The sequence below is a fragment of the Pseudomonas sp. GW822-FHT02G04 genome, from assembly GCF_058802085.1.
The window spans coordinates 145,317-171,098 of sequence record NZ_JBXANU010000009.1; the positions used below are offsets into that span (position 1 = coordinate 145,317).

22 protein-coding genes and 1 pseudogene are annotated in these 25,782 nt (G+C 59.2%); 11 read left to right on the top strand and 12 right to left on the bottom strand.

Annotation, left to right across the window (positions count from 1 at the left end; genetic code table 11):
• Positions 1-35: 35 nt before the first annotated feature.
• The 6 genes from AC1RO5_RS14480 to AC1RO5_RS14505 all read right to left on the bottom strand — a co-directional run bounded on the left by AC1RO5_RS14480 (position 36) and on the right by AC1RO5_RS14505 (position 5,466).
• A complete protein-coding gene (locus tag AC1RO5_RS14480) occupies positions 36-377 on the bottom strand; it encodes a hypothetical protein (RefSeq protein WP_493175741.1) in 342 nt (113 codons plus the stop codon).
• A 153-nt stretch (positions 378-530) separates the two neighbouring features.
• The gene (gene copD / locus AC1RO5_RS14485; RefSeq protein ID WP_493175743.1) at positions 531-1,454 is read right to left on the bottom strand and encodes a copper homeostasis membrane protein CopD; all 924 of its coding nucleotides are present in this window, start codon (positions 1,452-1,454) and stop codon (positions 531-533) included.
• Positions 1,455-1,457: 3 nt separating this feature from the next.
• A complete protein-coding gene (copC, locus tag AC1RO5_RS14490) occupies positions 1,458-1,841 on the bottom strand; it encodes a copper homeostasis periplasmic binding protein CopC (protein WP_493175744.1) in 384 nt (127 codons plus the stop codon).
• 55 nt (positions 1,842-1,896) lie between these two features.
• On the bottom strand, positions 1,897-2,784 hold the full coding sequence (locus tag AC1RO5_RS14495) for a copper resistance protein B (RefSeq protein ID WP_493175746.1): 888 nt from the start codon (positions 2,782-2,784) through the stop codon (positions 1,897-1,899).
• Positions 2,785-2,794: 10 nt separating this feature from the next.
• Positions 2,795-4,612: a copper resistance system multicopper oxidase gene (locus tag AC1RO5_RS14500; RefSeq protein WP_493175748.1), complete on the bottom strand. Its 1,818-nt coding sequence runs from the start codon at positions 4,610-4,612 to the stop codon at positions 2,795-2,797.
• A gap of 146 nt (positions 4,613-4,758) precedes the next feature.
• Positions 4,759-5,466, bottom strand: coding sequence for a murein L,D-transpeptidase catalytic domain family protein (locus tag AC1RO5_RS14505; protein WP_493175750.1), 708 nt, complete (start codon positions 5,464-5,466; stop codon positions 4,759-4,761).
• Between the two features lie 81 nt (positions 5,467-5,547).
• Between AC1RO5_RS14505 and AC1RO5_RS14510 the strand changes: the two genes are divergently transcribed.
• Positions 5,548-7,299: a L,D-transpeptidase family protein gene (locus AC1RO5_RS14510; protein WP_493175752.1), complete on the top strand. Its 1,752-nt coding sequence runs from the start codon at positions 5,548-5,550 to the stop codon at positions 7,297-7,299.
• A 3-nt stretch (positions 7,300-7,302) separates the two neighbouring features.
• Here AC1RO5_RS14510 and AC1RO5_RS14515 read toward each other — a convergent pair whose 3' ends face one another.
• Entirely contained in the window at positions 7,303-7,785 is a 483-nt protein-coding gene (locus tag AC1RO5_RS14515; RefSeq protein ID WP_493175754.1) for a hypothetical protein, read from the bottom strand.
• A gap of 193 nt (positions 7,786-7,978) precedes the next feature.
• Between AC1RO5_RS14515 and AC1RO5_RS14520 the strand changes: the two genes are divergently transcribed.
• The 4 genes and pseudogenes from AC1RO5_RS14520 to AC1RO5_RS14535 all read left to right on the top strand — a co-directional run bounded on the left by AC1RO5_RS14520 (position 7,979) and on the right by AC1RO5_RS14535 (position 13,391).
• Complete coding sequence (locus AC1RO5_RS14520; protein ID WP_493175756.1) at positions 7,979-9,550, top strand: sensor domain-containing diguanylate cyclase; 1,572 nt, start codon at positions 7,979-7,981, stop codon at positions 9,548-9,550.
• A gap of 188 nt (positions 9,551-9,738) precedes the next feature.
• Positions 9,739-12,324, top strand: a complete 2,586-nt coding sequence (locus AC1RO5_RS14525) for a bifunctional diguanylate cyclase/phosphodiesterase (RefSeq protein ID WP_493175758.1) — start codon at positions 9,739-9,741, stop codon at positions 12,322-12,324.
• Between the two features lie 9 nt (positions 12,325-12,333).
• Positions 12,334-12,438, top strand: a pseudogene (locus AC1RO5_RS14530) (exodeoxyribonuclease III); the annotation flags it as partial.
• 113 nt (positions 12,439-12,551) lie between these two features.
• Positions 12,552-13,391 carry an arylamine N-acetyltransferase family protein gene (locus AC1RO5_RS14535; RefSeq protein ID WP_493175760.1) on the top strand — a complete coding sequence of 280 codons (840 nt, stop codon included), beginning with the start codon at positions 12,552-12,554 and terminating at the stop codon, positions 13,389-13,391.
• A gap of 69 nt (positions 13,392-13,460) precedes the next feature.
• Here AC1RO5_RS14535 and AC1RO5_RS14540 read toward each other — a convergent pair whose 3' ends face one another.
• Both AC1RO5_RS14540 and AC1RO5_RS14545 read right to left on the bottom strand, forming a co-directional pair.
• Positions 13,461-13,805, bottom strand: coding sequence for a BrnA antitoxin family protein (locus AC1RO5_RS14540; RefSeq protein WP_493175762.1), 345 nt, complete (start codon positions 13,803-13,805; stop codon positions 13,461-13,463).
• A gap of 3 nt (positions 13,806-13,808) precedes the next feature.
• Complete coding sequence (locus tag AC1RO5_RS14545) at positions 13,809-14,090, bottom strand: BrnT family toxin (RefSeq protein WP_493175764.1); 282 nt, start codon at positions 14,088-14,090, stop codon at positions 13,809-13,811.
• A 254-nt stretch (positions 14,091-14,344) separates the two neighbouring features.
• Between AC1RO5_RS14545 and AC1RO5_RS14550 the strand changes: the two genes are divergently transcribed.
• On the top strand, positions 14,345-15,862 hold the full coding sequence (locus AC1RO5_RS14550) for a nucleobase:cation symporter-2 family protein (RefSeq protein ID WP_493175766.1): 1,518 nt from the start codon (positions 14,345-14,347) through the stop codon (positions 15,860-15,862).
• Positions 15,863-16,147: 285 nt separating this feature from the next.
• Here the strand turns inward: AC1RO5_RS14550 and AC1RO5_RS14555 are convergent, their stop codons facing one another.
• From AC1RO5_RS14555 to pdxR, 3 genes are all read right to left on the bottom strand, one after another.
• Complete coding sequence (locus AC1RO5_RS14555; protein WP_493175768.1) at positions 16,148-16,606, bottom strand: hypothetical protein; 459 nt, start codon at positions 16,604-16,606, stop codon at positions 16,148-16,150.
• Positions 16,607-17,095: 489 nt separating this feature from the next.
• Positions 17,096-17,293, bottom strand: coding sequence for a hypothetical protein (locus AC1RO5_RS14560; protein WP_493175770.1), 198 nt, complete (start codon positions 17,291-17,293; stop codon positions 17,096-17,098).
• Positions 17,294-17,421: 128 nt separating this feature from the next.
• The gene (pdxR, locus tag AC1RO5_RS14565) at positions 17,422-18,921 is read right to left on the bottom strand and encodes a MocR-like pyridoxine biosynthesis transcription factor PdxR (protein ID WP_493175771.1); all 1,500 of its coding nucleotides are present in this window, start codon (positions 18,919-18,921) and stop codon (positions 17,422-17,424) included.
• Positions 18,922-19,055: 134 nt separating this feature from the next.
• Here pdxR and serC point away from each other — a divergent pair, with 134 nt between their 5' ends.
• The 5 genes from serC (at position 19,056) to glyA (ending at position 24,861) form a co-directional block, all read left to right on the top strand.
• A complete protein-coding gene (gene serC / locus AC1RO5_RS14570) occupies positions 19,056-20,138 on the top strand; it encodes a 3-phosphoserine/phosphohydroxythreonine transaminase (RefSeq protein ID WP_493175773.1) in 1,083 nt (360 codons plus the stop codon).
• Positions 20,139-20,237: 99 nt separating this feature from the next.
• Positions 20,238-21,485: a benzoate/H(+) symporter BenE family transporter gene (locus AC1RO5_RS14575; protein WP_493175775.1), complete on the top strand. Its 1,248-nt coding sequence runs from the start codon at positions 20,238-20,240 to the stop codon at positions 21,483-21,485.
• A complete protein-coding gene (locus AC1RO5_RS14580; RefSeq protein ID WP_493175777.1) occupies positions 21,485-22,318 on the top strand; it encodes a YggS family pyridoxal phosphate-dependent enzyme in 834 nt (277 codons plus the stop codon). The genes AC1RO5_RS14575 and AC1RO5_RS14580 overlap by 1 nt, the downstream gene beginning before the upstream one ends.
• 56 nt (positions 22,319-22,374) lie before the next feature.
• Positions 22,375-23,547 carry an aspartate aminotransferase family protein gene (locus AC1RO5_RS14585; protein ID WP_493175780.1) on the top strand — a complete coding sequence of 391 codons (1,173 nt, stop codon included), beginning with the start codon at positions 22,375-22,377 and terminating at the stop codon, positions 23,545-23,547.
• 48 nt (positions 23,548-23,595) lie between these two features.
• Positions 23,596-24,861, top strand: coding sequence for a serine hydroxymethyltransferase (gene glyA / locus AC1RO5_RS14590; protein ID WP_493175784.1), 1,266 nt, complete (start codon positions 23,596-23,598; stop codon positions 24,859-24,861).
• The last annotated feature ends 921 nt before the right edge of the window (positions 24,862-25,782 follow it).

Below are 25,782 nucleotides of genomic sequence, written 5' to 3' on the forward strand. Positions count from 1 at the left end.
GCAAGGCCCGACACGTATCCCTCTACATGAGTTGTTTATCCACAAGCCACGGACTTCGAACTCTTAAGATGCGCTTCAATCGAGTTGCTAGCAGAGTGGACTCTTACTCCCTTGAGTTTATCGAGTGGCGGCTCTTTCCAAAGTTTTGATGCGTCGATGGGAAGGATGACCTGTATAGCAGCCCCTTGGGGCGGATCAGCAACAAAATCGAAGTCTTGAATGCCGTCTGGTGGGAACTGAAGGTAAATCCGCGGCTCCAGTCTGGGGTTTGTCCATCCACCAGAGTTAACCAGGCCAATTGCCGATATATGTAGCTGCGGTGGGTTTGATTTAAGTATTTTTAAGTCGACATCCACTACTTTCATTACGTCAGCCATTTTCGAACTCCTTTCGATAATTGCGCCGCTTTTTCACCTTGGCGCTTGGGTGTTGAACCCTTTGGCTTGAAATCCAGTGTGGTTAGACGCTAGTAAAGGACCCTCACCCTGTCCACTGACTGCTCTGGCCGGTCATCGGATGCTTTCATTTCCCTACTGGGCACCCATTTCCGGACTCAGCGTTCCGAGCCACGCCACCAACCCCACAATCAACACCGCCGCCGCCAATTCCACCACCACGCTACGCCGCAACGCATTGGCGGCGACCGTGTATTGCCCGTCCCGCAACGACCGCTCCAGAAACGGCCCAAGGTGAAACCGGTTCAACGCGGCGAGCACCAGCATGCCGGCAAACAGCACCACTTTGATGAACAGCAGAATCCCGTAAGTACTGAGAAATACCTCGTCCAGTTTCGGTCCAACGATGAACAGATAATTCACCACCCCCGTCACCGTAATCACCACGACGATGGCCGCGCCAATCGCCTCAAACCGATTAACCGCGCGGGCCAGTAACCTGAGGCGCGCTTCGGTTTGCAGAGCGTTGATCTTCGCCATCAACGCAAACGCCAGCAACGCGCCAAGCCAAGCCCCCGCTGCCAGCAGGTGCAGAATGTCTACCGTGAAATGCCAATAACGTCGATTGCCTTCATCCATCGCCCCATGTCCGCTCCAGGCCAGGCTGGCGAGGGCAACAGCACCGGCAAAAGCCGCGACCCATAAACTGAAACCAGGCGCACGAAGCATCACCGCTAAACCCGCGACGACCAGTGCAACAATGCGAATCCCCCAAGCCAAGCCGACGTCCGTCTCAAACAGCATCATCTTGATGTGCGGACGCAGCTCGGCGAAGTCCGTTTCACCGCTCATGGCACTTGTCATCATCACCATGCTGGCGACAGACAACACCGCACCCAGCAGCGCCGTCCCCGCCAACATCGACCGAAACGGCAGCACCGCCCCCGACACCCGTTCCTGCCCCTTAAGGCTGTACAGCCCAAAAAGTGCCACCCCGAACAACAGCATCAAATCCACATACAACGCAAACCGCAGGGCAATGCCGACCGAGTCGCTCATCAATCACTTCACTTTGAACGTAACGTTGCCGGTGATCGGGTGAGTGTCCGAAGACACGGCGCGCCATTCGACTTTGTAGCTGCCGATGGGCAGGGGCGAGAGTGGGGTGATGACCATGGTTTTCGGGTCGCTGCCGCCGGAGACTTTGGCTTTCATCGGCATGGGGGAATGGGCCATGCCGGGCATTTCGGTCATGACCAGTTTGGCGCCGGAGAATTGGGTCATGAGGTTTTCGGAGAAGTGCAGTTCGATGTTGCTCGGTGCTGCGCCGTCCGCGCCTTCGGCCGGGGTGGAGGAGAGCAGTTTCGGGTGGGCTTGAGCCAGTGCGCTCATCAGTAGCCCGGTGGAAAGTGCGATGGCGACAGCGGTGGTTTTGATGGTGCGCATGCAAGGCCTCTTACCGCTTTAAGCGGTTGTTTTTTAGGTTTTTGAGTTGAAGCGTTTAGAACCACAGGCGAACGCCGACGACCAGGCGCGCTTCGCTGCGGTCCTCGCCTTCGTCCCTGGCGTAATCGGCGGTTTTGCCGTAGGTGCGGTTCCAGGTCACGCCGATGTAGGGCGCGAATTCCCGGCGGATTTCATAGCGCAGGCGCAAGCCGGCTTCGGTGCTGGACAGCCCGGAGCCGATGCCCCGTTGCGGGTCGTTTTTGCCGTAGACGTTGAGCTCGGCGGTCGGCTGCAGAATCAGCCGGTTGGTGAGCAGGATGTCGTAGTCGCCTTCCAGTCGCGCAGCGGTCTGGCCACCTTCGCCGATGAACGCGGTGGCCTCGGTTTCGAAGTTGTACAGGGCCATGCCTTGCACGCCGAACGCGGCCCAGGTTTGCGGGGCGCCGGGTTTGAAATCCTGGCGCACGCCGGTCACCACGTCCCACCACGGGGAGATGGCATGACCCCACAGTGCCTGGATTTCGGCGTCTTCGGTTTTGCCATTGATGCGTTCGCCTTCGGAGCGCAGCCACAGGCGATCAACGTCGCCGCCGATCCAGCCGGACAGATCCCACGCCAATGCGCTGCCGTCGTCGGCGTCCTGCCATTCGAGTTCGTCGGCGAGGAAGTAATAGTTGAGCGCGGTGTCATGCACGTTGTGGCCGGCGGGGCTGACGAAAACAGCGGCGCGGTCGGCGTCGGTCAATGCCGGGATCGGCGTGCGGCTTTGGGTCGGCGCGGCGGGCTGCATTTGCCCGTAATCCTCGCTCTGCATCTTGCTGTGATCCATGCCCGGCATCTGGCTATGGTCCATGCCCTGCATGCTGTCGGTGGCGGCCATGGCCGAAGAGAGCGTCAGGCCCACGGTAACGAGGGCCAAAGAGATCGGAGTGAGTCTGGTCATGGGTAGCGCCTTATTCTTCCACGCGAACTTCACGGAACATGCCCATTTCCATGTGGTACAGGAGATGGCAGTGGTAGGCCCAGCGGCCGAGCGCATCGGCGGTGACCCGATAGCTGCGCTTCGATCCCGGCGGCACATCAATGGTGTGTTTGCGCACCATGAACTGGCCGTTCTCGTCTTCGAGGTCGCTCCACATGCCGTGCAAATGAATGGGGTGAGTCATCATCGTGTCGTTGACCAGCACCACTCGAACCCGCTCGCCGTACTTGAGTCGTAGCGGTTCAGCGTCGGAGAACTTCACGCCGTTGAACGACCAGGCGAACTTTTCCATATGGCCGGTGAGGTGCAGTTCGATGGTGCGGCCGGGCTCGCGGCCGTCCGGGTCTTCGAAGGTGCTGCGCAGGTCGGAGTAGGTCAGCACACGGCGGCCGTTGTTGCGCAGGCCGATGCCCGGGTCGTCGAGTTTTGGCGTGGTGCTCATGGCTTGCATGTCCACCAGCGGGTTGTCTTTTTCCGTGTCGGGATGGGATTGCATCCCGGCCATCCCGGCCATGCCACCCATGGCCATGCTGCTGTGATCCATTCCGGCCATGCTGTCCATGCCCTGCATGTCTCCGCCGTCCATGCCCTGCATGTCACCACCGTTCATGCCTTGCATGGCACCGTGGTCCATCCCCGCCATGTCACCGCCCATGCTGCCGTGATCCATGCCGCCCATGCCCATGTCATCCATGGTCACCAGCGGTCGCGGATCCTGCGCTGGAATCGGCGCCGACAACCCGGCCTTCACCGCCAGGGTGCCTCGCGCATAACCCGTTCGGTCCATCGATTGGGCGAACAGGGTGTAGGCGTCCTGGGTCGGTTCGACGATCACGTCGAACGTCTCCGCCACCGCGATGCGAAATTCGTCGACGCTCACCGGTTTGACGTGTAGGCCATCCGCCGCAACCACGGTCATTTTCAAGCCCGGAATACGCACGTCGAAGTAGGTCATGGCGGAGCCGTTGATAAACCGCAGCCGCAACTTCTCACCCGGGCGAAACAGCCCGGTCCAGTTCATGTTCGGCGCCTGGCCGTTCATCAAGTAGGTGTAAGTGGCACCGCTGACGTCGGCCAGGTCGGTGGGGTTCATCTTCATCTCGGCCCACATCTTGCGATCGGCCACCGTCGAGCCCCAGCCTTTCTCGCTGACGTCGTGGATGAAATCGCCCACGGTGCGCTTGTGGTAGTTGTAGTAGTCCGATTGTTTCTTGAGTTTTTTCATCAGGCCGACGGCGTCTTCGTCGGTCCAGTCGGTGAGCATCACCACGTAATCGCGGTCGTACTGGAACGGCTCCGGCTCCTTGGCGTCGATCACCAACGGCCCGTAAACCCCGGACTGTTCCTGCAAGCCCGAATGGCTGTGATACCAGTAAGTGCCGTTCTGCCGGACCTTGAACTGGTAGACGTACATGCCGTCCGGTTCGATCCCGTGAAAACTCAGGCCCGGCACGCCATCCATGTTGGCCGGCAGCAAAATGCCGTGCCAGTGAATGGACGTGCTGTCCTTGAGTTTGTTTTTCACCCGCAGCGTGACGGTGTCGCCTTCGCGCCAACGTAGAAGAGGGCCGGGAATGCCGCCGTTGATGGTCATCGCGGTTCGAGGGTTGCCGGTGATGTTGACCGGGGATTCGCCGATGAACAGGTCGAAGTCGGTACCGGCCAGCACATTCGGTTCGCCGGGGCTGGTGACCGCCCAGACCGGTGTACGCCACAGCCCGAGGCCAGCGAGGACCCCGCCAGCGGCCAGGCCCTTCACGAAGGTGCGTCTTGAGGTGTTGGAATGCATGCCGTTTTATCCCGTCCGTCAGCCTGATGGAGCCCTCAGGTCCATCCTGAGCGGAGGGCAGAGAACTCAATGGGGAGGAGGCTAACGGGCGGTGCCTTTCAGCAGGCTGAGGCCAAGATTACAGTTTTGACAGTTTCACGCGGTGTTCAAGGGCTGCTGTTGGATCTGGACGAATCCGCCACGGTGGCGTTACCGCAATTGATATACGAAGAAGACTTCAACCAACGCTGATCCGGGTAGTAAGAAAATAACAACTGCCCATCTTTCATCGAGTCGATCAGCCGATGTGCAATCGCAGGCCTCACCGCTGGGCAGCCGAGACTTCTGCCGATCCGGCCATTGGCCCGCGCCAGGGCAGGGCTGACGTAAGGCGCGCCGTGAATGACGATCGCCCGTTCGAAGGCGTTGTCGTTAAACCCCGGTTCCAGACCTTCCATGCGCAGGGAATAACCGTTCTGTCCGACATAGCTGGATTGGGTGCGATACAAGCCGAGGCTGGTGGCGTAGCTGGCATTCTGATTGGAGAACTGGTTGGCCATATTCTCGCCACTGTTGCGACCGTGGGCGACCAGTTCATGGAACAACAATTTGCGTTGTTTAAGGTCGAACACCCAAAGACGTTGTACGGTCGAGGGCAGGGAATAATCGATCACTGCCAGCCTTTGAGCCGGGGCCGCGCCTTGTGACCGGCTGCATTGGGAGGCGCGAACGGCCAGGGCAATGACTTTGGCGTTGGCATCGGGGGCCGCTTTGACCAGGGCAGCTTCAAGCGAATCGGCGTAGGCTGCCGGTAATGTAAAAAAAGCAGTCAGCAGCACGGCCGTCATTAAGCAGCCAAAGCGGTTTGGGGCCATATGCAAGTCTCATCTGAATATTTCGAGTCTAGCAGCGCGCACGACGCTAGCCGGTTGAAAACGGGAGATTAAGGATTATCCATGGGGCAGTTAACAAGGTTATTCGTCATAAGCCGCATGTTTTTTATGGGCTTTCTGATAAGCGGCACGGCGATCGCGCAAACTTCGCCGATTGAGCCGGTATCTCCCGTAAGTACTGTGGCTGAAGCAGCACCTGGCGATTACGTAGGCCAGGCGATTCAGGCGGAATTGGCGCCATTGAGTTCGGCGTTTCCGCCTCTGCTCACCTCGCCGCGTCATCAACGGGTCGATGTGAACCGGGTGGTGCTGGATTTTTATAGCCATCGTGGCTATCGCGCTGCCTGGACGGACGATGACGATGTCGCCCTGTTGTTGAAAAGCCTGGGCGATACCCAGAGCGATGGCCTGAACCCCACGGATTTCCGGATCGCCGAGTTGGCCGAGGCCCGCGCGTTGATGCAGACAACCACACCAACCCCCGGGCAACGGGCAGCCTTTGATATCTCCGCCACCCAGACGTTTATCACGGCGTTGCTGCAGTTGCGGCGCGGCAAGGTCGACCCTTCGCGGTTGGACATCCACTGGAACTTCGACTCCGCTGGCGTCGATCCCCGGGAAGACGTCAACAAATTCTTCACTGCCCTCGACAGCCATGACATTGCGCGCGCCTTCGCTCAGGCATCGCCCCAAGAAGCGGTTTACGGCACGTTGCGCCAAGGCCTGGCGCAACTGCGCAAGGTTCGTGATCGGGGTGGCTGGCCAAAGATCCCGGAAGGGCAGACGCTCAGGCCCGGCATGGATGACGCCTCGGTCGCTCTATTGCGAGCCCGTCTGGCAGCGGGCGGTTATCTCGCCGCGCCAGTGACTGCTCGCACCAACTACGACGACGCCGTCACCGCGGCGGTGAAGAAGTTTCAGACCGAGCAATACCTTGGGGCGGACGGTGTAGCGGGGCCGGCGACACTCGCGGAACTGAATGTACCGGTCGAGGCGCGAATCGATCAGGTGCGGGTGAACATGGAGCGGGCGCGGTGGCTGCTGTACAAACTTCAGGGCACCTTCGTCGTGGTCGATATCGCCGGGTATAAAGTCGCGTTCTATCGCGATGGCAAACCGATCTGGCGCTCACGGGTGCAGGTCGGCAAGCCGTTTCGCAGCACGCCGATTTTTCAATCCGCAATCACCTACGTCACGTTCAATCCGACCTGGACCGTGCCACCAACGATTCTGCTCCAGGACATGTTGCCGAAGATTCGCGACAATCCTGGCTACCTTGAGGCAAGCCGGATTCGTGTGATCGATCGAGAAGGCAATGTGCTCGATCCGTCCACTGTCGATTGGGACAACCCGCGCGGCCTTACCCTGCGTCAGGATGCGGGGCCGGATAACTCGCTGGGACAGGTGGCGATTCGCTTTCCCAATGACTATTCGATTTACTTGCATGACACGCCGCATCGCGAGTTGTTCGCGAAATCCAATCGCGCGACCAGCTCCGGCTGTATTCGGGTAGAAAACCCGCTGCAATTGGTGGAGCTGTTGTTCAACGATCCGGTTCACTGGAACAGCGAAGGGATTCAAAAGCAGTTAGCCAATGGCAAGACAGAGAACATCAGGCTCCCGGTGAAAGTGCCGGTGCTGTTGGCCTACTGGACGGTGGACCTGAGTCTTGATGGGCGCGTGACATTCAAGCCCGATGTGTATGGCTATGACTCCCCGGTATTGCGGGCGTTGAATCGGCCTTCGGAGCGGCCAGCGCTGGACGGGAGGCGAGAGGCGCCTCCCTCGGTGGCGGAGCAGCAGAGCAAGTTATAGGCCTTAAAGCCCCAAGCCTTCTTGCACGGCCAGCAGCAAATTGTGTTCCGTCAGCGCGATCGCATCCGGTTGTTGTCCGGCTTGCTCAATCGCCTGAAGCCACCACTGCGTCTCGCCGTGTTCGCTCACGGTGCGCAACAGGGTGAGTTCCTTGCCTGTCGAGTGAATCTCGATCCGTCCGGCGCCGTCAGCGGTGAAGCGCGCGACGGGGTCGAAGGTGATGCTGTGGTGGTTTCCTTCGATCAGCAGTTGGTCGATGGCGTAATCGTAAGTCGCACCGTCCGGCGCACTCTCGAACACATGAGTGGAATTACGTCGCAGCTTCAGGCCCACCTCGATCAGTGGTTGCAGCCACGCCTCGATCTGGTGATACAGCTCGTAGACCTGGGCGGGCCAGCTGTCGATGGCTTGATCGGCGATGGTCGCGTCGGCACTGGTTTGCCGGGATTGTTTAAGCTTCGCGGCGAGCTCGTCTACCTTACTCATTTCGATTTCCTGTCGTGATTTCAGTTAATCGTAGCTCCTTCAAGGTAATGTGGTTTTGCCTTGCGTCATGCGATTGAAATACAACCATTTATCCCCCAATCCTCTGTTTACCCCACGCAACCCCGTAGACTAAGCTCACAAAAAATAAGGGTTTTGGGCCGTTGCCCATGCCTTACCCTTTCAGGACGCGCTTTTGCCTATCCCTCTTCACGATCCGCACCCCTCGCCCGGCGGTGCCTTGAAACGACTGCCTTTGCTCAAGGCTGCGGTGTTGTTTATTGCTGCGGTGTGCCTTTGTCTTTGCGGGCTGCTTTACCTGCAACTGGAGCAGTCGCGTCGACACGACCTGGCGTTGGCCGAGGTGTCGTCGTCGAACCTGACCCGGGCCATGGCGCAGCAGGCCGAAGACACGTTCATGAAGGCCGATCTGGTACTGACCAGTCTGGTGGACTGGATTCAGGCTGAAGGTTTCGACGCTGCCCAGACGCCACGCCTGCAGAAAACCTTCGCCCGGCGGGTGCAGGCGCTGCATCAGTTGCACGGGATATTTCTGTTCGACAGGCAGGGGCAATGGGCCGTGACGTCGTTCGAGGATCTACCCCGCGGGGCTGGTGTGGCGGATCGCGAGTATTTCAGGTTTCACCAGCAAAACATCTCAACCCTGGCGCACATCGGCCCGGCGATTCGCAGTCGGGAGAATGGCGAGTGGATCATTCCGGTTTCCAAACGGATAAACGATCAGAACGGTCATTTCCAGGGCGTGTTGCTGGCCGGGATCAAGATGTCGTACTTCGATCAGTTCTTCAAAAGCTTCAGCCTCGACGACAACGGCGCGATGTTTTTGGCATTGACCGATGGAACGCTGCTGGCGCGACGGCCGTTTGTGGAGTCGCAGATCGGCACATCATTGGCTCAGGGCGAGATCTTTCAGAAACTCTTGCCCAGCGCCACGTCGGGCAACGCCATGATCGACTCAGTGGTGGATGGCATCCCTCGGTTGTATGGCTACCGTCAGCTCGATGCCTATCCGGTGGTGGTCGCGGCGGCATCCTCCAAAGACGCGGTCCTCAAGGACTGGTACGACACGGCGATTCAATCCGCTGTGATCGTCGCTCTGGTTGTCCTCGGCGTGGGGTTGTTCGGTTGGGTGTTCATTCATCAGGTGCGCGCGGGCGAGCGCATCGAGGCAGATTTGCGCGAGGCGCAGAAAACCCTGGAGCTGATCGCCACCCACGACAGCCTGACCGGGTTGGCCAACCGCCGGTTGTTCGAACAGGCGCTGGACGTCGAGTTCGGGCGCGGTGCCCGGCGGTCGAGCTCGCTGGGCCTGATCATGCTCGATATCGATTACTTCAAACGCTACAACGACACTTACGGTCATGTGGCCGGGGACCATTGCCTGGCCGAAGTGGCGCGGGCCCTGAAGAGTTGCTGTCACCGCAAAGCCGACCTGGCGGTGCGCTACGGCGGTGAAGAGTTCGCGGTGTTGCTGCCAGACACCGACATCCATGGCGCGCTGACGATCGCCGAGCAAATCCGCCGCAGTGTCATGGACAAAAACATCACCCATAGCGGTTCACCCACGGGCTACGTGACGGTCAGTCTTGGCTGTTATTCGTTTGTGCCGACGGCGCACGACAGCACCGAAATGTTGATCAAGCGCGCAGATGCGGCGCTGTATCAGGCCAAGCACTCAGGGCGAAATCGCTCGGCGGTGTTGTCGATGGAAGGGGGCGTCGAGGTGCTGATGCGCTCGGATCGATGACGCTTGCGGCCATCGATGGGCACGGTTCTTGTGACCGGTTCTTCAAGTGCGGCAATGACTTGCGTTATCCAGGAGCGATGATCGGGCATGCCTGCTATGGTCAGTGCAGAGAGCCTGGCTGTCACACCTGACCGACCAGGCCCGCCGGTCTCATCCCGATCGGGCAATCGATTGACAGGATCAAGTGCATGGATTTGTCTGCCGTTACCACCGCTGCACCTGCGCGCCATACCCCGATTACCCGTAACCTGATGTTGGTGGTCGGTCTGTTGTTTGTGGTTGGGGTACTGATCGCGCTGATCGCCCTGTTCAGTATTGCCGGGCGGCTCGATGCCGAGGACCTGGCCAAGACCACGTTTTATACCCGGCGCGCGCTGGAAAACCGCATCACCGCCACGAAAAACTACATCGCCAGTTATGCCGACTGGACGTCGGCCTACGATCATCTGAACGGCGAGGTCGATGTGCAGTGGGCCTACGTCGAGCAGAACATGGGTAAAACCCTGTTCACCATGGACCACTACGAGGGTGTTTTCGTGGTCGATGTTCAGCGAACAAAATACGCCGTGGTGCGCGGGCTTCAGGTGCAGGAGGAGGCGGCGGCCTACCTGTCGACAACGATGGAGACGCTCATTGACGAGATTCAGAGTCAGGAGAGCCTCATCAAACCCGTCAGCCGCTACACCTTGTTCGAGGGCAAACCCGCGCTGCTGTCGGCCGCCGCGATTGTGCCCAATGACGAACGCCCGGCGGTCGATTCCAAAAGCACTTCGGTGCTTATATACGTCGACCAACTGAACCCTGAAAAGCTCAGCGCCTTGAGCGCCGATTACGGTTTGCACGACCTGAGTCTGACGCCCGACAACTCCATCGCTCCCGGTCAGCCCGCTATTGCCCTCGCTGGCACCGGTTACAGTCTGGTCTCCCGGCTCGAGCGGCCGGGTCATCAATTGCTCTGGTCGCTGCTGCCGCCACTGGGCGGGGCGCTGTTGGTTCTGGCGTTGTTGACCGCTTACTTCTTTCGCTATGTTCTGCGCACGTCCGGGCATGTGGATGCCAGTTACACCAGCCTCGATTTGTCGAACCAGGCGCTGGAGGCCAGTGAAGAGCGTTTCCGTGCGGTGGCCGAGGCCGCGTCCGACTGGATCTGGGAAATCGACGACCAGCATCGCATCACTTATCTGTCGGGACGCTTCAGCACCGTCACCGGGTTCTCCGATCAGCAGTGGCTGGGGCAGAACATCGGGCAATTGCTCAATTGCGATACAACATCCTTGTCGCTGTGGCTGAACAAACTCGATGAAGAGCAGGCCGTCAGTCATTTGCGCTGTTCCTACCGCGATCAATCGGGGCAACAGCGGGTCTGCCGGGTATCGGCACGGCCGATCCAGCGCAAGGGCGCGGTGCTGGGCTATCGCGGAACGGCCAGCGACATCACCGACGAAGTTGCCGCCCATGCGCAGATCCAGCATCTGTCATTGCACGACGCCCTGACTGGCCTGCCGAACCGCAACAAATTGGCGCGTTTTCTCGATGAGGCGCTGGCACTGAAAGAGCAGTCGACGGCGCTGACGTTGTTGATGATCGACCTGGATAACTTCAAGCCGATCAACGACTCCCTCGGCCACCCGGCCGGCGATGCGGTATTGCTGGAAGTCGCCACCCGTTTGCGCGAGTGCACACGAGACATTGACCTGGTCGCCCGATTGGGCGGCGACGAGTTCGTGCTGGTGCTCCATGGCATGGACAGCCACGCGGAAATCGACCGGTTTTGCGAGCGCTTGCTCGACAGCCTGCATCAGCCGATTCACTACGACCATCACTCGCTACACATTGGCGCGAGCATCGGTATCGCCTTGAGTCGGCGCCAGGGGCATATTGCGCAGGAACTGATTCGCTGTGCCGATATCGCGTTGTATCAGGCCAAATCCGATGGCAAGAAAACCTGGTGCTATTTTGCCGCGCACATGAACGATCAGATCCAGCATCGTCGGCAACTGGAAAGCGACCTGCGTCGGGCGATCAAGAACAACGAATTCGTGATGCATTACCAGCCGCGTTATCACGTCGATGGCAAGCAGATCGTCTCGGTCGAAGCGCTGCTGCGTTGGCAGCATCCCGTGCAAGGCTTGTTGAGCCCCGATGCGTTTATCCCGCTGGCCGAGCAGACCGATCTGATCGTGCCACTGGGCCGCTGGGTGTTGCGCGAGGCGTGCGAGACGGCCCTGACCTGGCCTGGTGCGCTGATGGTTTCGGTCAACCTGTCCCCGGTGCAATTTGCCCGCAGCGATGTGATCGAAGACGTGCGCGAAGTGTTGATCCAGACCCACTTGCCCGCCAGTCGACTTGAGCTGGAGATCACTGAAAATGTGATGCTCAACGACGTCGATGGTGCACTGGCGACCATGAACGCGCTCAAGGAATTGGGCGTGCGGTTGAACATGGACGACTTCGGCACCGGTTATTCTTCGTTGGGTTACCTGCGCACGTATCCCTTCGACGGGATCAAGATCGACAAGCGCTTCATTTCGTCCATGGGCAGCGGCAGCAACGATCGCGCCGTGGTGCAGGCGATCATCAACCTGGGTAAGGCGATGGGCCTGACCGTAACTGCAGAAGGCGTCGAGACGCTGGAACAACTGGACTTCCTGATCCTGGATCAGTGCCATGAAGTGCAGGGGTTTTACCTCAGTCGCCCGGTAGACAGGTATGCGCTGCTGCCGTTGCTCAAGGCCTCGCAGGAAGACTTTGCGCAGCAGGGCGCGCACCTTTAGTCGCTTGTTCCTTGTTTGCACGATGTCGGCGTCGACGCCTGGGTTCGCAACGAGCCTCATGCCAGCGATCACGCGCCGACGTGGACTCGATTGGGTTCACGCAAACGGCGATAGATTTGGCACGTGTGGCGATTGGCGAAATCAATTATCGGCCCGAGCGCTTTTTCCCTTATACATGGCGGCCATCGGCGGAGCGATCCGCGGGTTCCATGCATAAGGATTGAGCGATGAGCGAACCACGACTGACAAATCTTGCGCTGTACCTGCAACGCCTGGGTTTCGACGCGCCCCCGGCGCCGACCCTGCAAACCCTGCGTCAATTGCAGTTGCGCCACACCGGTGCCTTCCCGTTCGAAAACCTCACCACGCTGTTAGGGCAACCGGTACTCATCGACCTGCCGTCCATCGAGCAGAAAGTCCTGCACGACGGCCGCGGCGGTTACTGCTATGAACTCAACAACCTGTTCCTGGCCTTGCTGCAAACGCTGGGTTTCGAGGCGCGCGGCATCACCGGTCGCGTGGTCATGAACCAGCCCGAAGGCGCATGGACCGCACGCACTCACCGCCTGAGCCTGGTGACCCTCGACGGCGTGCGCTACATCACCGACGTCGGCTTCGGCGGCATGGTGCCCACCGCACCGTTGATGCTCGACACCGAGGCCGAACAGCTGACTCCCCACGAACCCTATCGCATCGAACAGCATGCAGACGGCTACACCCTGCGTGCCAACGTTGGCGGTGAATGGCGGGCGATGTACATCTTCGATCTGCAGCGTCAGGAAGACATCGATTACACCCTCGGCAACTGGTACGTCTCGACTCATCCCGAATCGTCCTTCGTCAAACAACTGATGGTGGCGCGGACGGGGGAGGGATGGCGACGCACGCTGAACAACGGCAGTTTTGCCATTCACCACATGGGCAGCGACAGCGAGCGGCGGCAGGTGACGGATGTGGATGAGTTGATCGGGTTGCTGGAGCGTGAATTCGAAATTCGGGTGCCGGCGAAGGAGGCGTTGAAGCCGGTGCTGGAGCGGTTGATTGAGCCTGTGCCGAAGGCAAACTGAGCACCACGCGAAGGGGCGGATTTGATCGATCCGCCCCTTTTTCATTGGGCCGAGTCAAGCGTTTTGTGTCTAGGAGCGCACTTCAAGCTCCATCACGTGATGGATTTCGCTGAGGGCCTCTGACAATTTTTTCTCCAGGCTTTTCAGCTCCGACGCGGTTATGCCTTTTTTGAAATGCCCGGCATTTGCAACAGCAGCGTTCTGATCGGGCTTCGCCGCTTTGCCTTTATCGCTGAGCAACACCTGGCGCAAGGTGTTGTTGATCACTGTCTGGTAGCCATACCCCTCGTTTTCTGCCAGAGCGCGCGCGGCCTCTATGACGACATCGTCGAGCATGATGGTGATTCGGGTCTTGCCTTTGCTTGTGGCAATTGCTCCACGCTTGGCGTTGCTGAAGTCGTATTCGTCTTTCATCGTTCAAGCCTCCAAATAGTGGCGACGCTCGCCTTTGGTGGCGACGCGTGCGGAAATGATTCGCACGAAATTCGGGTCGCGCCAGGTGTACGCAACGACCAGCAAGCGACCTTTGGCATCCAGCCCCATGATGATCCACCGCTGCTCATCATGATGGTCGTCCTGAAAAGTCAGGGCTCGTTCGTCATAAAACACCGGTTCTGTCTCTGCGAGGCTGATGCCTTGATGTTTTAGTTTGTTGGCCGCGTTTTTTGCCTTGTGATACTGAATTTCGAATGACTTCATTATGCATACTTTATATGTATAAGCGAGAGGGCGGCCGTGCCGGCGGTCGCTTGGAAAGCTAAAGATTAGCGGTGGAGCGGGGTGGGGAAGGAAGGATGTATTTCAAGAGTTTTTGGGCTGGAAGTGCTACGGCTAAAGGGCGGCGTGGACAAGTGTCCATTATCTGACTGACTAGTTGTATACAACTCTATGGACATTTGTCCTGAGTATTGAATACAGTGTGCGCACAACAAAAACCAGGGAACCTCCCAACCATGAAAACGCCCCATGTTTCACACCAACGGCCTGAGGACGAAAACCTCGGGATCGGCGCGAATATGGCTTATGGCCTGCAACATGTTCTGACCATGTACGGCGGTATCGTCGCGGTGCCTTTGATCATCGGCCAGGCGGCCGGGCTCTCGCCGGCGGACATCGGTTTGTTGATTGCTGCTTCATTGTTTGCAGGGGGGCTGGCGACATTGCTGCAAACCCTCGGTTTGCCGTTTTTCGGCTGTCAGTTGCCGCTGGTGCAGGGCGTGTCGTTCTCCGGCGTTGCGACCATGGTCGCGATTGTCAGCAGTGGTGGGGAGGGCGGCTTTCAGTCGATTCTCGGGGCGGTGATTGCCGCGTCGCTGATTGGCTTGCTGATCACGCCGGTGTTCTCGCGGATTACCAAGTTCTTTCCGCCGCTGGTGACGGGCATTGTGATCACCACCATCGGCCTGACGCTGATGCCGGTGGCCGCGCGCTGGGCCATGGGTGGCAACAGCCATGCGCCGGATTTCGGCAGCATGGCGAACATCGGCCTGGCGGCGGTGACGCTGGTGCTGGTGCTGCTTCTGAGCAAGATCGGCAGCGCGACCATCTCCCGTTTGTCGATCCTCCTGGCGATGGTCATCGGCACGGTCATCGCCGTGTTCCTCGGCATGGCGGATTTCTCATCCGTCACCCAGGGCCCGATGTTCGGCTTCCCGGCACCGTTCCATTTCGGCATGCCGACCTTCCACTTTGCCGCGATCCTGTCGATGTGCATCGTGGTCATGGTGACCCTGGTGGAAACCTCGGCCGACATCCTCGCTGTGGGTGAAATCATCGGCACCAAAGTCGACTCCAAACGCCTGGGTAATGGCCTGCGCGCCGACATGCTGTCGAGCATGATCGCGCCAATCTTCGGCTCCTTCACTCAAAGCGCCTTCGCCCAGAACGTCGGGCTGGTGGCGGTGACCGGGATCAAGAGCCGCTTCGTGGTGGCCACCGGCGGTTTATTCCTGGTAGTGCTTGGATTGCTGCCGTTCATGGGCCGGGTCATCGCCGCCGTGCCGACCTCTGTACTTGGCGGCGCCGGCATCGTGCTGTTTGGCACTGTCGCCGCCAGCGGCATTCGGACGCTGTCCAAGGTCGACTACCGCAACAACGTCAACCTGATCATCGTCGCCACTTCCATCGGTTTCGGCATGATCCCCATCGCTGCCCCGAACTTCTACGACCACTTCCCAAGCTGGTTCTCGACGATCTTCCACTCGGGCATCAGCTCCTCGGCGATCATGGCCATCGTGCTGAACCTGACCTTCAATCACCTCACGGCCGGCAACTCGGACCAGCAATCGGTGTTTGCCGCCGGTACTGAACGAGTCCTGCGTTATCAGGACCTGGCGGCGCTGCGGGAAGGGGATTACTTCAGCGAAGGTAAACTGCGCGACTGCGACGGGAATGAGATTCCGGTGGTGGAGACGGACCATGGGCATGCCGAGTTGCGGGCGGTGCATGCGAAAAGCAGTGAGCATGTTTGACGTCGATCGGGTGTGGGGCGACCGATTCAATTGTCGGTCAGGTTGACACTCGCTCCACGCATGGTTAAGAATCGAATTCGAGGTCTGCAATTGCGCATCCTTGGGCTTGGCCTCCAGCATTGGCCCCCCATCTTGTTGGCAGCAGAGAAGCTGGCTCCCTCTGAAGTAGTGACGACTGGCAATACCGGTCGGATTCTGAACCCAAGGTCATTCGTGGCCAGGAGCTAAAGAATCGCTGCGACTACTCCTCGAAATATTCAAAAGGCGTCCATCAGGACGCCTTTTTTATTGCTTGGGATCTGGTTTGGCGATTGTGCCGACCAGGGTGCCTTCTGCATGTCTCTTGGGATACCAGGTTACGACGTAGTATCCGAAGCCGCGACGCTCATTTCGAGGCTCCAGAATGAGCGAGCCGGTAGGATTTTTAAGTACGGCGACTCTGTGATCACCTCTCATTTCCTTGAACTCACAGTAGATGGGGGCGCCGGGTACGATCATTTTGGCGATGTGGGCTACCACATCATCAATGGTGTGGCAGCCAAATATTGCCAAGTCGGTCTTGTGGGCTTCCCAGACATGTCGAACGCCAAATCCTTTGTTGATGCCTTTGTGAATTCCGACCCGCAGGAATATTTCGCCACCCCGTAAATTGAACCTGGGTATTTCAGGAAGGGTGCCAAAGCTCAATGAGCCGCAAGGGTGAGGGACAAGGACGTTCTCCTTGAGTTTGAGTAACTCTGACACGTGAACGATCCGGGGATGTTGGCAGGCGAGAGGCGCTATTCATAACGCACAAGTTCGCTGCTTTACAGTCAGCATCCGGCCACTATGAAAGTGGCTATTGATGCTCTAGTCCAGGGTTTACGGGGGCTCAGGCGAAAGCCGAAAACACGGCTACAGAAAATCAGGAAGCTTCCTACTCTGTCGGGGTAGGGAATTCATAGGATCGTGTCTTTTCGTCAAGCACAAAAAAGCCCCTGAACCTTTCGATTCAGGGGCTTTTCGATTTTGCTGTCTGGCTCCACGACCTGGACTCAAATAGAGAGATAAGTATCTGTTTTAAAATGAAAGTAGGCTAATTTCTAAAATTTCTATCCCTACGATTATCCTAATCAAACCCGTATTTTATGCGAATTTTTTGATACCTCATGAGCACGGCAGCAGCAAGCTGCCGAAGGTGGCGTACGCAGGCCATTCTGTGCTGGATCAGGAAGCACATCCGAGTGACTGCTTTTAGCCCAGGCTGTTGAAAAAGTCCGAGCGGGCAAGCTCACCCTGCATGAGTTCTACTGCAAAAGGGGATGCGTTTGAGCGTCGAGCTTTTTCCGCGGTCAGAGGAACACCGCCATGAATGGACGCACGATGTTGCCGCAGAGCATGAATGAAGAAACCATGAACAATTACCACGAACGTGAAACGCTGCTCACCCATATGCCTATTCAAGCGTTACCCCGTGGCATTTATCGTAGGCACGTGACAGCGCCTGAAACGTGTTTGTTCCGGAGCGTTGCGCAGAAAATGGACACGGTGCTCTGCAGCTCGGCCAGCCATTTGTTGTCCTATTTATTGCTCAGCGCATTGGCCAGGCGCAGCATGGCTGCTTCGATTTCATAGGCGGTCAAGGACGAATACCCCAATAGCCAACCTTGTTTCTTCTCCTCGCCGGCGTATAGCCGACTGAGGCCTGGCAGTTGCACGCCCGCGCTGGCAGCTTGGCGGATGGTCTTTTCCTCCGACCAGCCATCGGCCAGTAGGCAGGGAATCTGCAGCCCGCCTTGGGGGCATAAGGCCGTGACAATACCGTCCAGGTGCTTGCCGATGGCATTGAGCATGATTGCACGGCGTCCGGCGTAGAGTTTGCGCATGGCCCGGACATGGGAGTTGTAGTGGCCGTCTTCCATGAAGCGCGCCAGGGTCAGCTGAAGGATCTGTGGCGTGTGGCCGTCCATGATGCTTCGCGCGTAGGTGAAGGCTTTGACCAGCTCGAAAGGTAGCACCATGTAGCCCATTCGCAACCCCGGATAGAGCGTTTTGCTGAAGGTACCGAGGTAGATCGTGCGTTGGTATTTGTCCAGGCCCTGCACGCACGCGATCGGCAGTCCGTCGTAGTGGAACTCGCTGTCATAGTCGTCCTCAATGATCCACTTGCCATGCTCGGTCGCCCAGTTGATCAGCTCGAGTCGGCGTTCCAGCGGTAAGGTTGCCCCGGTGGGGTATTGATGCGAAGGCGTAACATAGACGCAATTGGCACCGCTGCGGTCTGCCTGCAGCAGGTCCGTTCGTATGCCCAGAGCATCGACGTCAATGGGCACGACCTTGGTCTCGGCTGTTTCAAAGGCCTTCTTGGCACCGTAGTAGCCCGGGTTTTCCAGCAGGATCGGTTTGCCAGCGTCCACTAGCAACTGGGCACACAGGAACAGGGCTTGGCGAGTACTGCTCAACACCAGTATCTGGTTGGGGGAGCATTTGGCCCCGCGTTCGAGGTTCAAGTAGGTGGCGATCGCCTTGCGCAGAGGCTCGGCGCCTTGCGGGTCGCCATGCAGCAGGACGTTACCCCGGTAGTCCTTCATGACCTGGCGTTGCAGGCGTTCCCATATATCGGTGGGAAAGGTACGGGTTTCCGGCAGCCCTGTGGCAAAGGCCTTGATCACCTGTTGATCGGTAACTCCACCACTGTCGAAAATCATCCGGCCGCGCCGGCTCAAGCCCGATCCTGGCGTCGCCTCGCTGCGTTTGGTGTCTTGCAATTTCATGCGCCGGCGCGCAGCCCCGCGTAATTCGGTGCCAATCGTCTCGGATACATAGCTGCCCGAGCCCTCGCGCCGCACGATGAAGCCATCACGGTGCAATTGCATATAGGCGTTCTCGACCGTGTCGCGGGCAACGCCGAGCGTCTTGGCCAGGACCCTGGTCGCCGGCAGCTTCAGGCCAGAGTCAAGGGCACCATCGAGGATCAGTGCACGCAGGGCTCGCTGAATCCGCTGATGCAGGTCCAGCATCTGAAACTCGGCATCGTTGAGTCGTATCTTCAGCGTTTCGAGTTCGAAGGTTTTCGCCATGCGGTCTGCCTCATATGAATAAATTGGCCTGCAAAGGCAGGCCAGTTTATCCGTAGACTCTGTCCGTCGCTATTGCCTTTGTGCTCGGCGACCTATCGCTGGGTGGGCAACTTTGAACAGGGCTGGATTAAGGTATGGCAAGGTCACACAACTTCAGCGCAGGGCCAACCGCGCTGCCGCTTGAAGTGCTTCGGCAAGCGCACGAAGAGTTTTTCGACTTCGCTGGTACTGGTATGTCGGTGATGGAAATCAGCCATCGCTCAGAGGTGTTCATGGAACTCGCCTATCAGGCCGAACAGGACTTGCGGGCGATTCTGCAGGTGCCCAGCCTGTACAAAGTGCTGTTCGTACAGGGCGGCGCCTCGCTGCAGTTTGCCCAGGTGCCGATGAACCTGTTGGGCGACAAAGGGACTGCGGACTATCTGCATACCGGGCTCTGGTCGGGCAAGGCCATCCAGGCTGCTCAGCGCTACTGCGACGTTCGTATCGCCGCCAGCAGTAAGGCTTCTGACTTTGATCGCATCCCCGCCGTGACGGACTGGAACCTCAACCCGAACGCCGCTTATCTGCACTACACAGAGAACGAAACGGTACACGGCGTGCAATTCGCCGGCGCGCCATGCGTGTCGGTTCCTCTGGTCTGTGACGCCTGCTCAAGCCTGCTCTCCAAACCCATTGATGTGGCCAAACACGGCCTTATCTATGCCGCGGCGCAAAAGAACATGGGGCCGGCGGGGCTTACCATCGTGATCATTGACGCCGCGCTACTCGATGCCGCGCTGGAGGTAACTCCCGACATTCTAAATTACGCGCACATCGCCAACGCGGATTCGATGCTCAATACGCCGGCGACCTTTCCCTGGTACCTCACCGGTTTGACACTCAAATGGATTCAACGCTGCGGTGGTATCGAGAAGATCCACCAGACCAACCAGGCCAAGGCCGAGCTGCTGTATCGCACGATTGACGACAGCGGCGGGTTCTATCGCAACAGTGTGCAAACGCCGTTTCGTTCGATCAACAACGTGCCGTTCATGCTCGCCGAAACCGCGTTTGAAAAGGACTTCCTGCGCCTGGCCGATCAGTCCGGATTCAAAGGCCTCAAGGGCCATGCCTCGGTCGGCGGCGTCAGGGCCAGTATCTATAACGCGGTCACGCTGCTGGCTGTCGAGGCATTGACCGATTTCATGAAGGACTTCGCCCGGGTGCATGGCTAAGGCAAGGACCGCCGCAGGGCTAAACAGGCCATTTCAGCGCTATAAATCACTTTCCAGTCGAGGCCAAGCACCTCGCTTTGCAAGGAGCAAAGTAAAACCATGCCTTCATCAGCATCCAGGTCACCTGTTCGCCTCAGCGATCTCATCCCTCCGATTGTCGCCGGTCTGATCTCGGTCATTGTCAACTATGGCGGCACCTTCATTCTGGTCTTCCAGGCAGCCAAGGTAGCTGGGCTGAGCCCTGAGTTGACGGCTTCGTGGGTGTGGTCCGTGTCGATTGGCGTGGGCGTTACCGGGCTGTTCCTCAGCTGGGTTTCCCGCGAACCGATCATCACCGCCTGGTCGACACCTGCCGCGGCATTCCTGGTCGTCGCCCTGGCCACCACACCCTATGCCGAGGCGGTGGGTGCCTACATGATCTCGGCCGCTGCCTTCGTGCTGCTGGGCTTATCCGGCTATTTCGAAAAAGTCATCCGACTGATCCCGCCGGGTGTGGCCGCAGGGTTGCTGGCCGGTATCCTGCTGCAGTTCGGCATCGGTGCTTTTGGCGGCATGAGCCTTGACCCGATGCTGGTCGGGTTGCTGATTGTTGCCTACATCGTGCTCAAACGCCTTACCGCACGCTACGCGGTGGTGGGCATTCTGGCACTGGGGCTGGCCTTCCTGCTGATTCAGGGGCGTGTCGATTTGTCGGGGCTGGAGCTGCAACTCGCGGCACCAGTGTTCACCCTGCCTGAGTTCTCGCTCAATGCCTTGCTCAGTGTCGCGCTGCCGCTGTTTCTGATCACCCTGACCGGTCAGTACATGCCTGGCATGCTGGTGCTGCGCAACGATGGGTTCAGCACTAGTGCCAATCCGATCGTGACCATCACCGGGCTAGGTTCCTTGCTCATGGCGCCCTTTGGTTCCCACGCGTTCAACATCGCGGCGATTACAGCAGCCATCTGCACCGGCAAGGAAGCCCACGAAGAGCCCTCCAAGCGCTGGATCGCCGGCATTGCTGCGGGCGTCTTCTACATCCTCGTCGGGGTCTTCGGCGTGACCCTCGCTGCGCTGTTCATGGCCTTTCCGGCAGCCTTCATCACTACTCTGGCCGGGCTCGCCCTGCTGGGCACTATCGGCGGCAGCCTGGCCAGTGCCATGACCGATGCCAAATCCCGCGAAGCCTCGCTGATTACCTTCCTGGCAGCCGCCGCCAACATCACGTTGTTCGGGGTCGGCGGGGCGTTCTGGGGGCTGCTGATTGGTCTGGTGGCGTACGCCGTACTCAACGGCCGTTTGCCGCGTCGCGAGCCGGTCGTCAATCCTGCTGCCGAGCCTGTCACCCGTAAAGGAGCCGCCAACTGATGCAAGCCCGTATTGAAGAGGTCGCCGCAGTCGACACCCTGACCCTGCACGAGTACCACGGCCGCTACCCGCAGGCCAGCAGCGTTGAGGACTTTCGCCGCAATCTGGCTGCAGTGCAGCAGCGCATCGCCAGCGCCTGCCAGCGTGTCGGTCGTGACTCGGCGAGCGTGCGTCTGCTGCCGGTGAGCAAAACCTTTGACGAAGCACACCTGCGCCTGGTCTACGCCGCAGGTTGCCGGCTACTGGGCGAGAACAAGGTGCAAGAAGCGCAACGTAAATGGAAAGCCATGGATGACCTGACCGACCTGCAATGGTCGGTCATCGGCCACCTGCAGACCAATAAAGTCAATCAGGTGGCTCGTTTTGCCTGCGAGTTCCAGGCGCTGGACAGCCTGCGTGTGGCGGAGGCACTGGACCGTCGCCTGCAAATCGAAGGTCGGCAGCTGGATGTGTTCGTCCAGGTCAATACCTCCAGTGAGGTCAGCAAGTACGGCCTGACGCCCGAAGAGGTCGCCGACTTTTTGCGTGCGCTACCTGCGTTCTCTGCGTTACGCGTGCGAGGCCTGATGACGCTGGCACTGTTCTCTGCCGACGTCGCCCGTGTCCGCCCTTGTTTCGTACTGCTGCGCGAACTGCGCGAGCGCCTGCGCCAGGGCGCACCGGCCGGTGTCGGGCTGGAGGAGCTGTCCATGGGCATGTCCGGTGATTTCGAAATCGCCATCGAAGAAGGTGCGACCGTGGTGCGTGTCGGTCAGGCCATCTTCGGTGCACGCGCGATGCCGGACGCCTATTACTGGCCTGCGGCGGATGCCAGGCCCGGCGGTAATGACTAGCGCGAACCCTCAACCCCCGACCCCCTTTTGACCCGCGACCTACTGGAAGAAATGCCATGACCTCTTCACCCTCGTACCTCATGCAGACATACGCACGCCAGCCTGTCTCGTTCAGCCGAGGCCTGGGTGCGCGCCTGTGGGACACGCAAGGGGTCGAGTACCTGGATGCGATTGCCGGTGTGGCCGTTACCAGCCTCGGTCATGCCAACCCCGAAATTGCCGCTGTTATCGCCGAGCAGGCCGGCCAACTGCTGCACACCACCAACATGTTCCGCATTGAATGGCAGGAGCAACTCGGTGAGCGCTTGTGCGCCTTGTCGGGCATGCAGCGCGCGTTCTTCTGCAACTCGGGGGCCGAAGCCAACGAAGCGGCGCTCAAGCTGGCCCGGCTGCACGCCAACGCCAGGCAGGTGGCACAGCCGCAGGTGCTGGTCATGGAGAACAGTTTCCACGGCCGTACTCTGGCAACCCTGGCGGCGACTGGGAACCCTGCCGTGCAGCTCGGCTTCGGGCCATTGATGCCGGGCTTTTTACGGGTGCCTTACAACAACATCGAGGCGGTCCGTCAGGAAGCGGCGCAATCACCCGACATCGTCGCGGTGCTGGTCGAGCCGGTGCAGGGGGAGGGCGGTGTGCATGCGGCATCCGCCGGCTATCTGCAGGCCCTGCGGCAGCTGTGCGACGAACACGACTGGCTGATGATGGTCGATGAAGTGCAAACCGGTATGGGCCGCACCGGTAGCTGGTTCGGCTTCCAGCACGCGGGGATAGTGCCTGACGTTATCACGCTGGCCAAGGCGCTAGGCAATGGCTTTCCGATCGGGGCCTGCCTGGCGCGGGACGCCGCAGCCGAGCTGTTTTCTCCCGGCCATCATGCCTCCACCTTCGGTGGTAACCCACTGGCCTGTCGTGTGGGTTGCACTGTGCTCGACATCATGGAGCGCGAGCACATCCCTCAGCGAGCCGCCACCTTGGGCCACCGGCTGCTGGCAGCCCTGCGTGAGGCGCTGAACAACCACCCCTATGTCGTTTCCATCCGCGGCTTGGGTCTGATGGTCGGAATCGAGCTGGATCGTAACTGCGCCGAGCTAGTTGGTCGGGCACGGGACGAACAGCACCTGATCATCACAGTTACCCGCGGCACCACCATCCGACTGCTGCCGCCGCTGATCTGCGATGAAGCGCAGATCGACGACATTGCAGACCGTGTCGCTCGGCTTTTGTCGTAGCAGGCACTGCAACCGGCTCATTTTCCCAACCCACAGGATCCTGTCTTCATGTACGACTCATCCCTGACCCTTGCAGAGTTCGACGCCGATCTGTGTGAGGCTATTCATAACGAAGAACGCCGCCAGGAAGACCACGTCGAGCTGATAGCTTCCGAGAACTATGCCAGCCCATTGGTGATGGCGATTCAGAACTCGGTGTTCACTAACAAGTACGCCGAAGGTTACCCGGGCAGGCGCTACTACAGCGGCTGCGAGTATGTCGATGTGGCTGAACGTCTGGCCATCGAACGGGTCAAGACGCTGTTCGATTGCGATTACGCCAACGTCCAGCCTCATGCCGGTGCCCAGGCTAACGCCGCGGTGTTCCTGGCGCTGATCAGCCCTGGCGACACCGTGATGGGTATGAACCTGGCCCAGGGTGGTCATCTGACCCACGGCAACCCCTCCAATTTCTCCGGCCGCCATTACAGGATCGTTCCCTACGGTCTCGACCCGCAGACAGGGTTGATCAACTACGACGAGATGGAGCGCATCGCCCTGGAAACCCGACCTAAGATGCTGATTGGTGGTTTTTCCGCCTACTCCCGGTACAAGGACTGGGCGCGCATGCGGGCCATCGCCGACAAGGTCGGGGCGATTTTCTGGGTCGACATGGCCCACGTAGCCGGTCTGGTGGCTGCTGGTGAGTATCCGAATCCGTTGCCGCACGCCCATGTGGTAACCAGTACCACCCACAAGACCCTGCGCGGCCCACGGGGCGGTTTGATCCTGTCCAAGGGACAGGACGATACGTTTTACAAGAAGCTCGACTCGGCGGTGTTCCCTGGTATCCAGGGCGGTCCGCTGATGCACCTGATCGCCGCCAAGGCCGTTGCCTTCAAGGAAGCTCTGGCGCCCGGGTTCAAGACCTATCAGAAGCAGATTGTGATCAACGCTCGGGCCATGGCCGCCGTGCTGCAGCAGCGTGGTTACAAGATTGTCTCCGGGGGGACTGACAACCATATGATGCTGATCGACCTGTCCGACAAGCCTTACACCGGCAAGGACGCCGATGCAGCTCTGAGTAATGCCTACATCACTGCCAACAAAAACTCGGTGCCAAACGATCCACGTTCGCCGTTCGTGACCTCAGGACTGCGCATCGGCACCCCGGCCGTGACCACCCGCGGGTTCGGAGTGCCGGAGTGCGAGCAACTGGCAGGCTGGCTCTGTGACGTGCTGGACGCACTGGAATCCGGCGGCAGCGAGCAGGTTGCGCATCATGTGCGCGAACAGGTGGTGGCGCTGTGCCGTTGTCATCCTGTATATCGGTAAACCCCATGTTCACTATTGATGCCGACCGGCGCCTCGTATTTTGGAGCAAAAAAGGGGACTCCCATTAGCCGGTCCCAAGTCGAGGCTAAAAACCTGCTCGCCCTGCAGTTCTGACTGCAGGTTTTCTCCTCTAATTCAAGCTGCCTGGTTGAACCCGTCGAATCCGTTTCCTCATCATTGACTACGACCGAGTCGTGCCTGACAGCCGTGTGGATCAAGCGGTATCGATACAGCAAGCATAGCCTGGAAGCCTTCCCCCACGTCATCCCGCCACGAATGTTGAGTGTTATCAGGGATCAAGGCCCCTGCGACCTGTGAGGGTTGTCCTCTAACGCGGGACTGGCGGCTCTTTACAACCGGGAGCCTGGGTATCTCATGATCTAGCCTCCTGAACACCGATACCGGTGGGCGGGTGGAGGCTGCACTGGCTGACGAGACCAACGCCGCGAGATCCTGAGTCGGGTGAAGGCAGTGATGCGATGATCGGGGCACGCCTGACTGTCAGTCAGGTGCAGTCCATTCCGTAGGCTGCGGCACCATCATCTGCATCGCTGTTGCTGGTGACTTTTCGGTGTTTGTCACGCCGATTGTCACGAGGGGGAATGCCGCAAAGCCTTGTATGAGTTGGACCGCAGCAGCGGTAGGAGCGCCCGTCTCTTTCCAGAAGAAAGAGACGGGCGCAGGTTGGCGCAGTGAAATGGCCAAGCAGATAGGTTGCTGCAGGGCAGCTAGGTAGGGGGATGTATTTGCCGCAATGGCAATGATCTGAAGTGGGCATCCATCACTCGGTGAGTGACCGTGCGAGCCGCCGGACGCTAATCGCACTTTGGGTAAACCACCACGGTGTGGCGTAGCCTTAAAGGTTCTGGCTACCTGGGCTGCTGTCAACGACAGCGCTTTGCCCGACCTTTTCTACGCCTG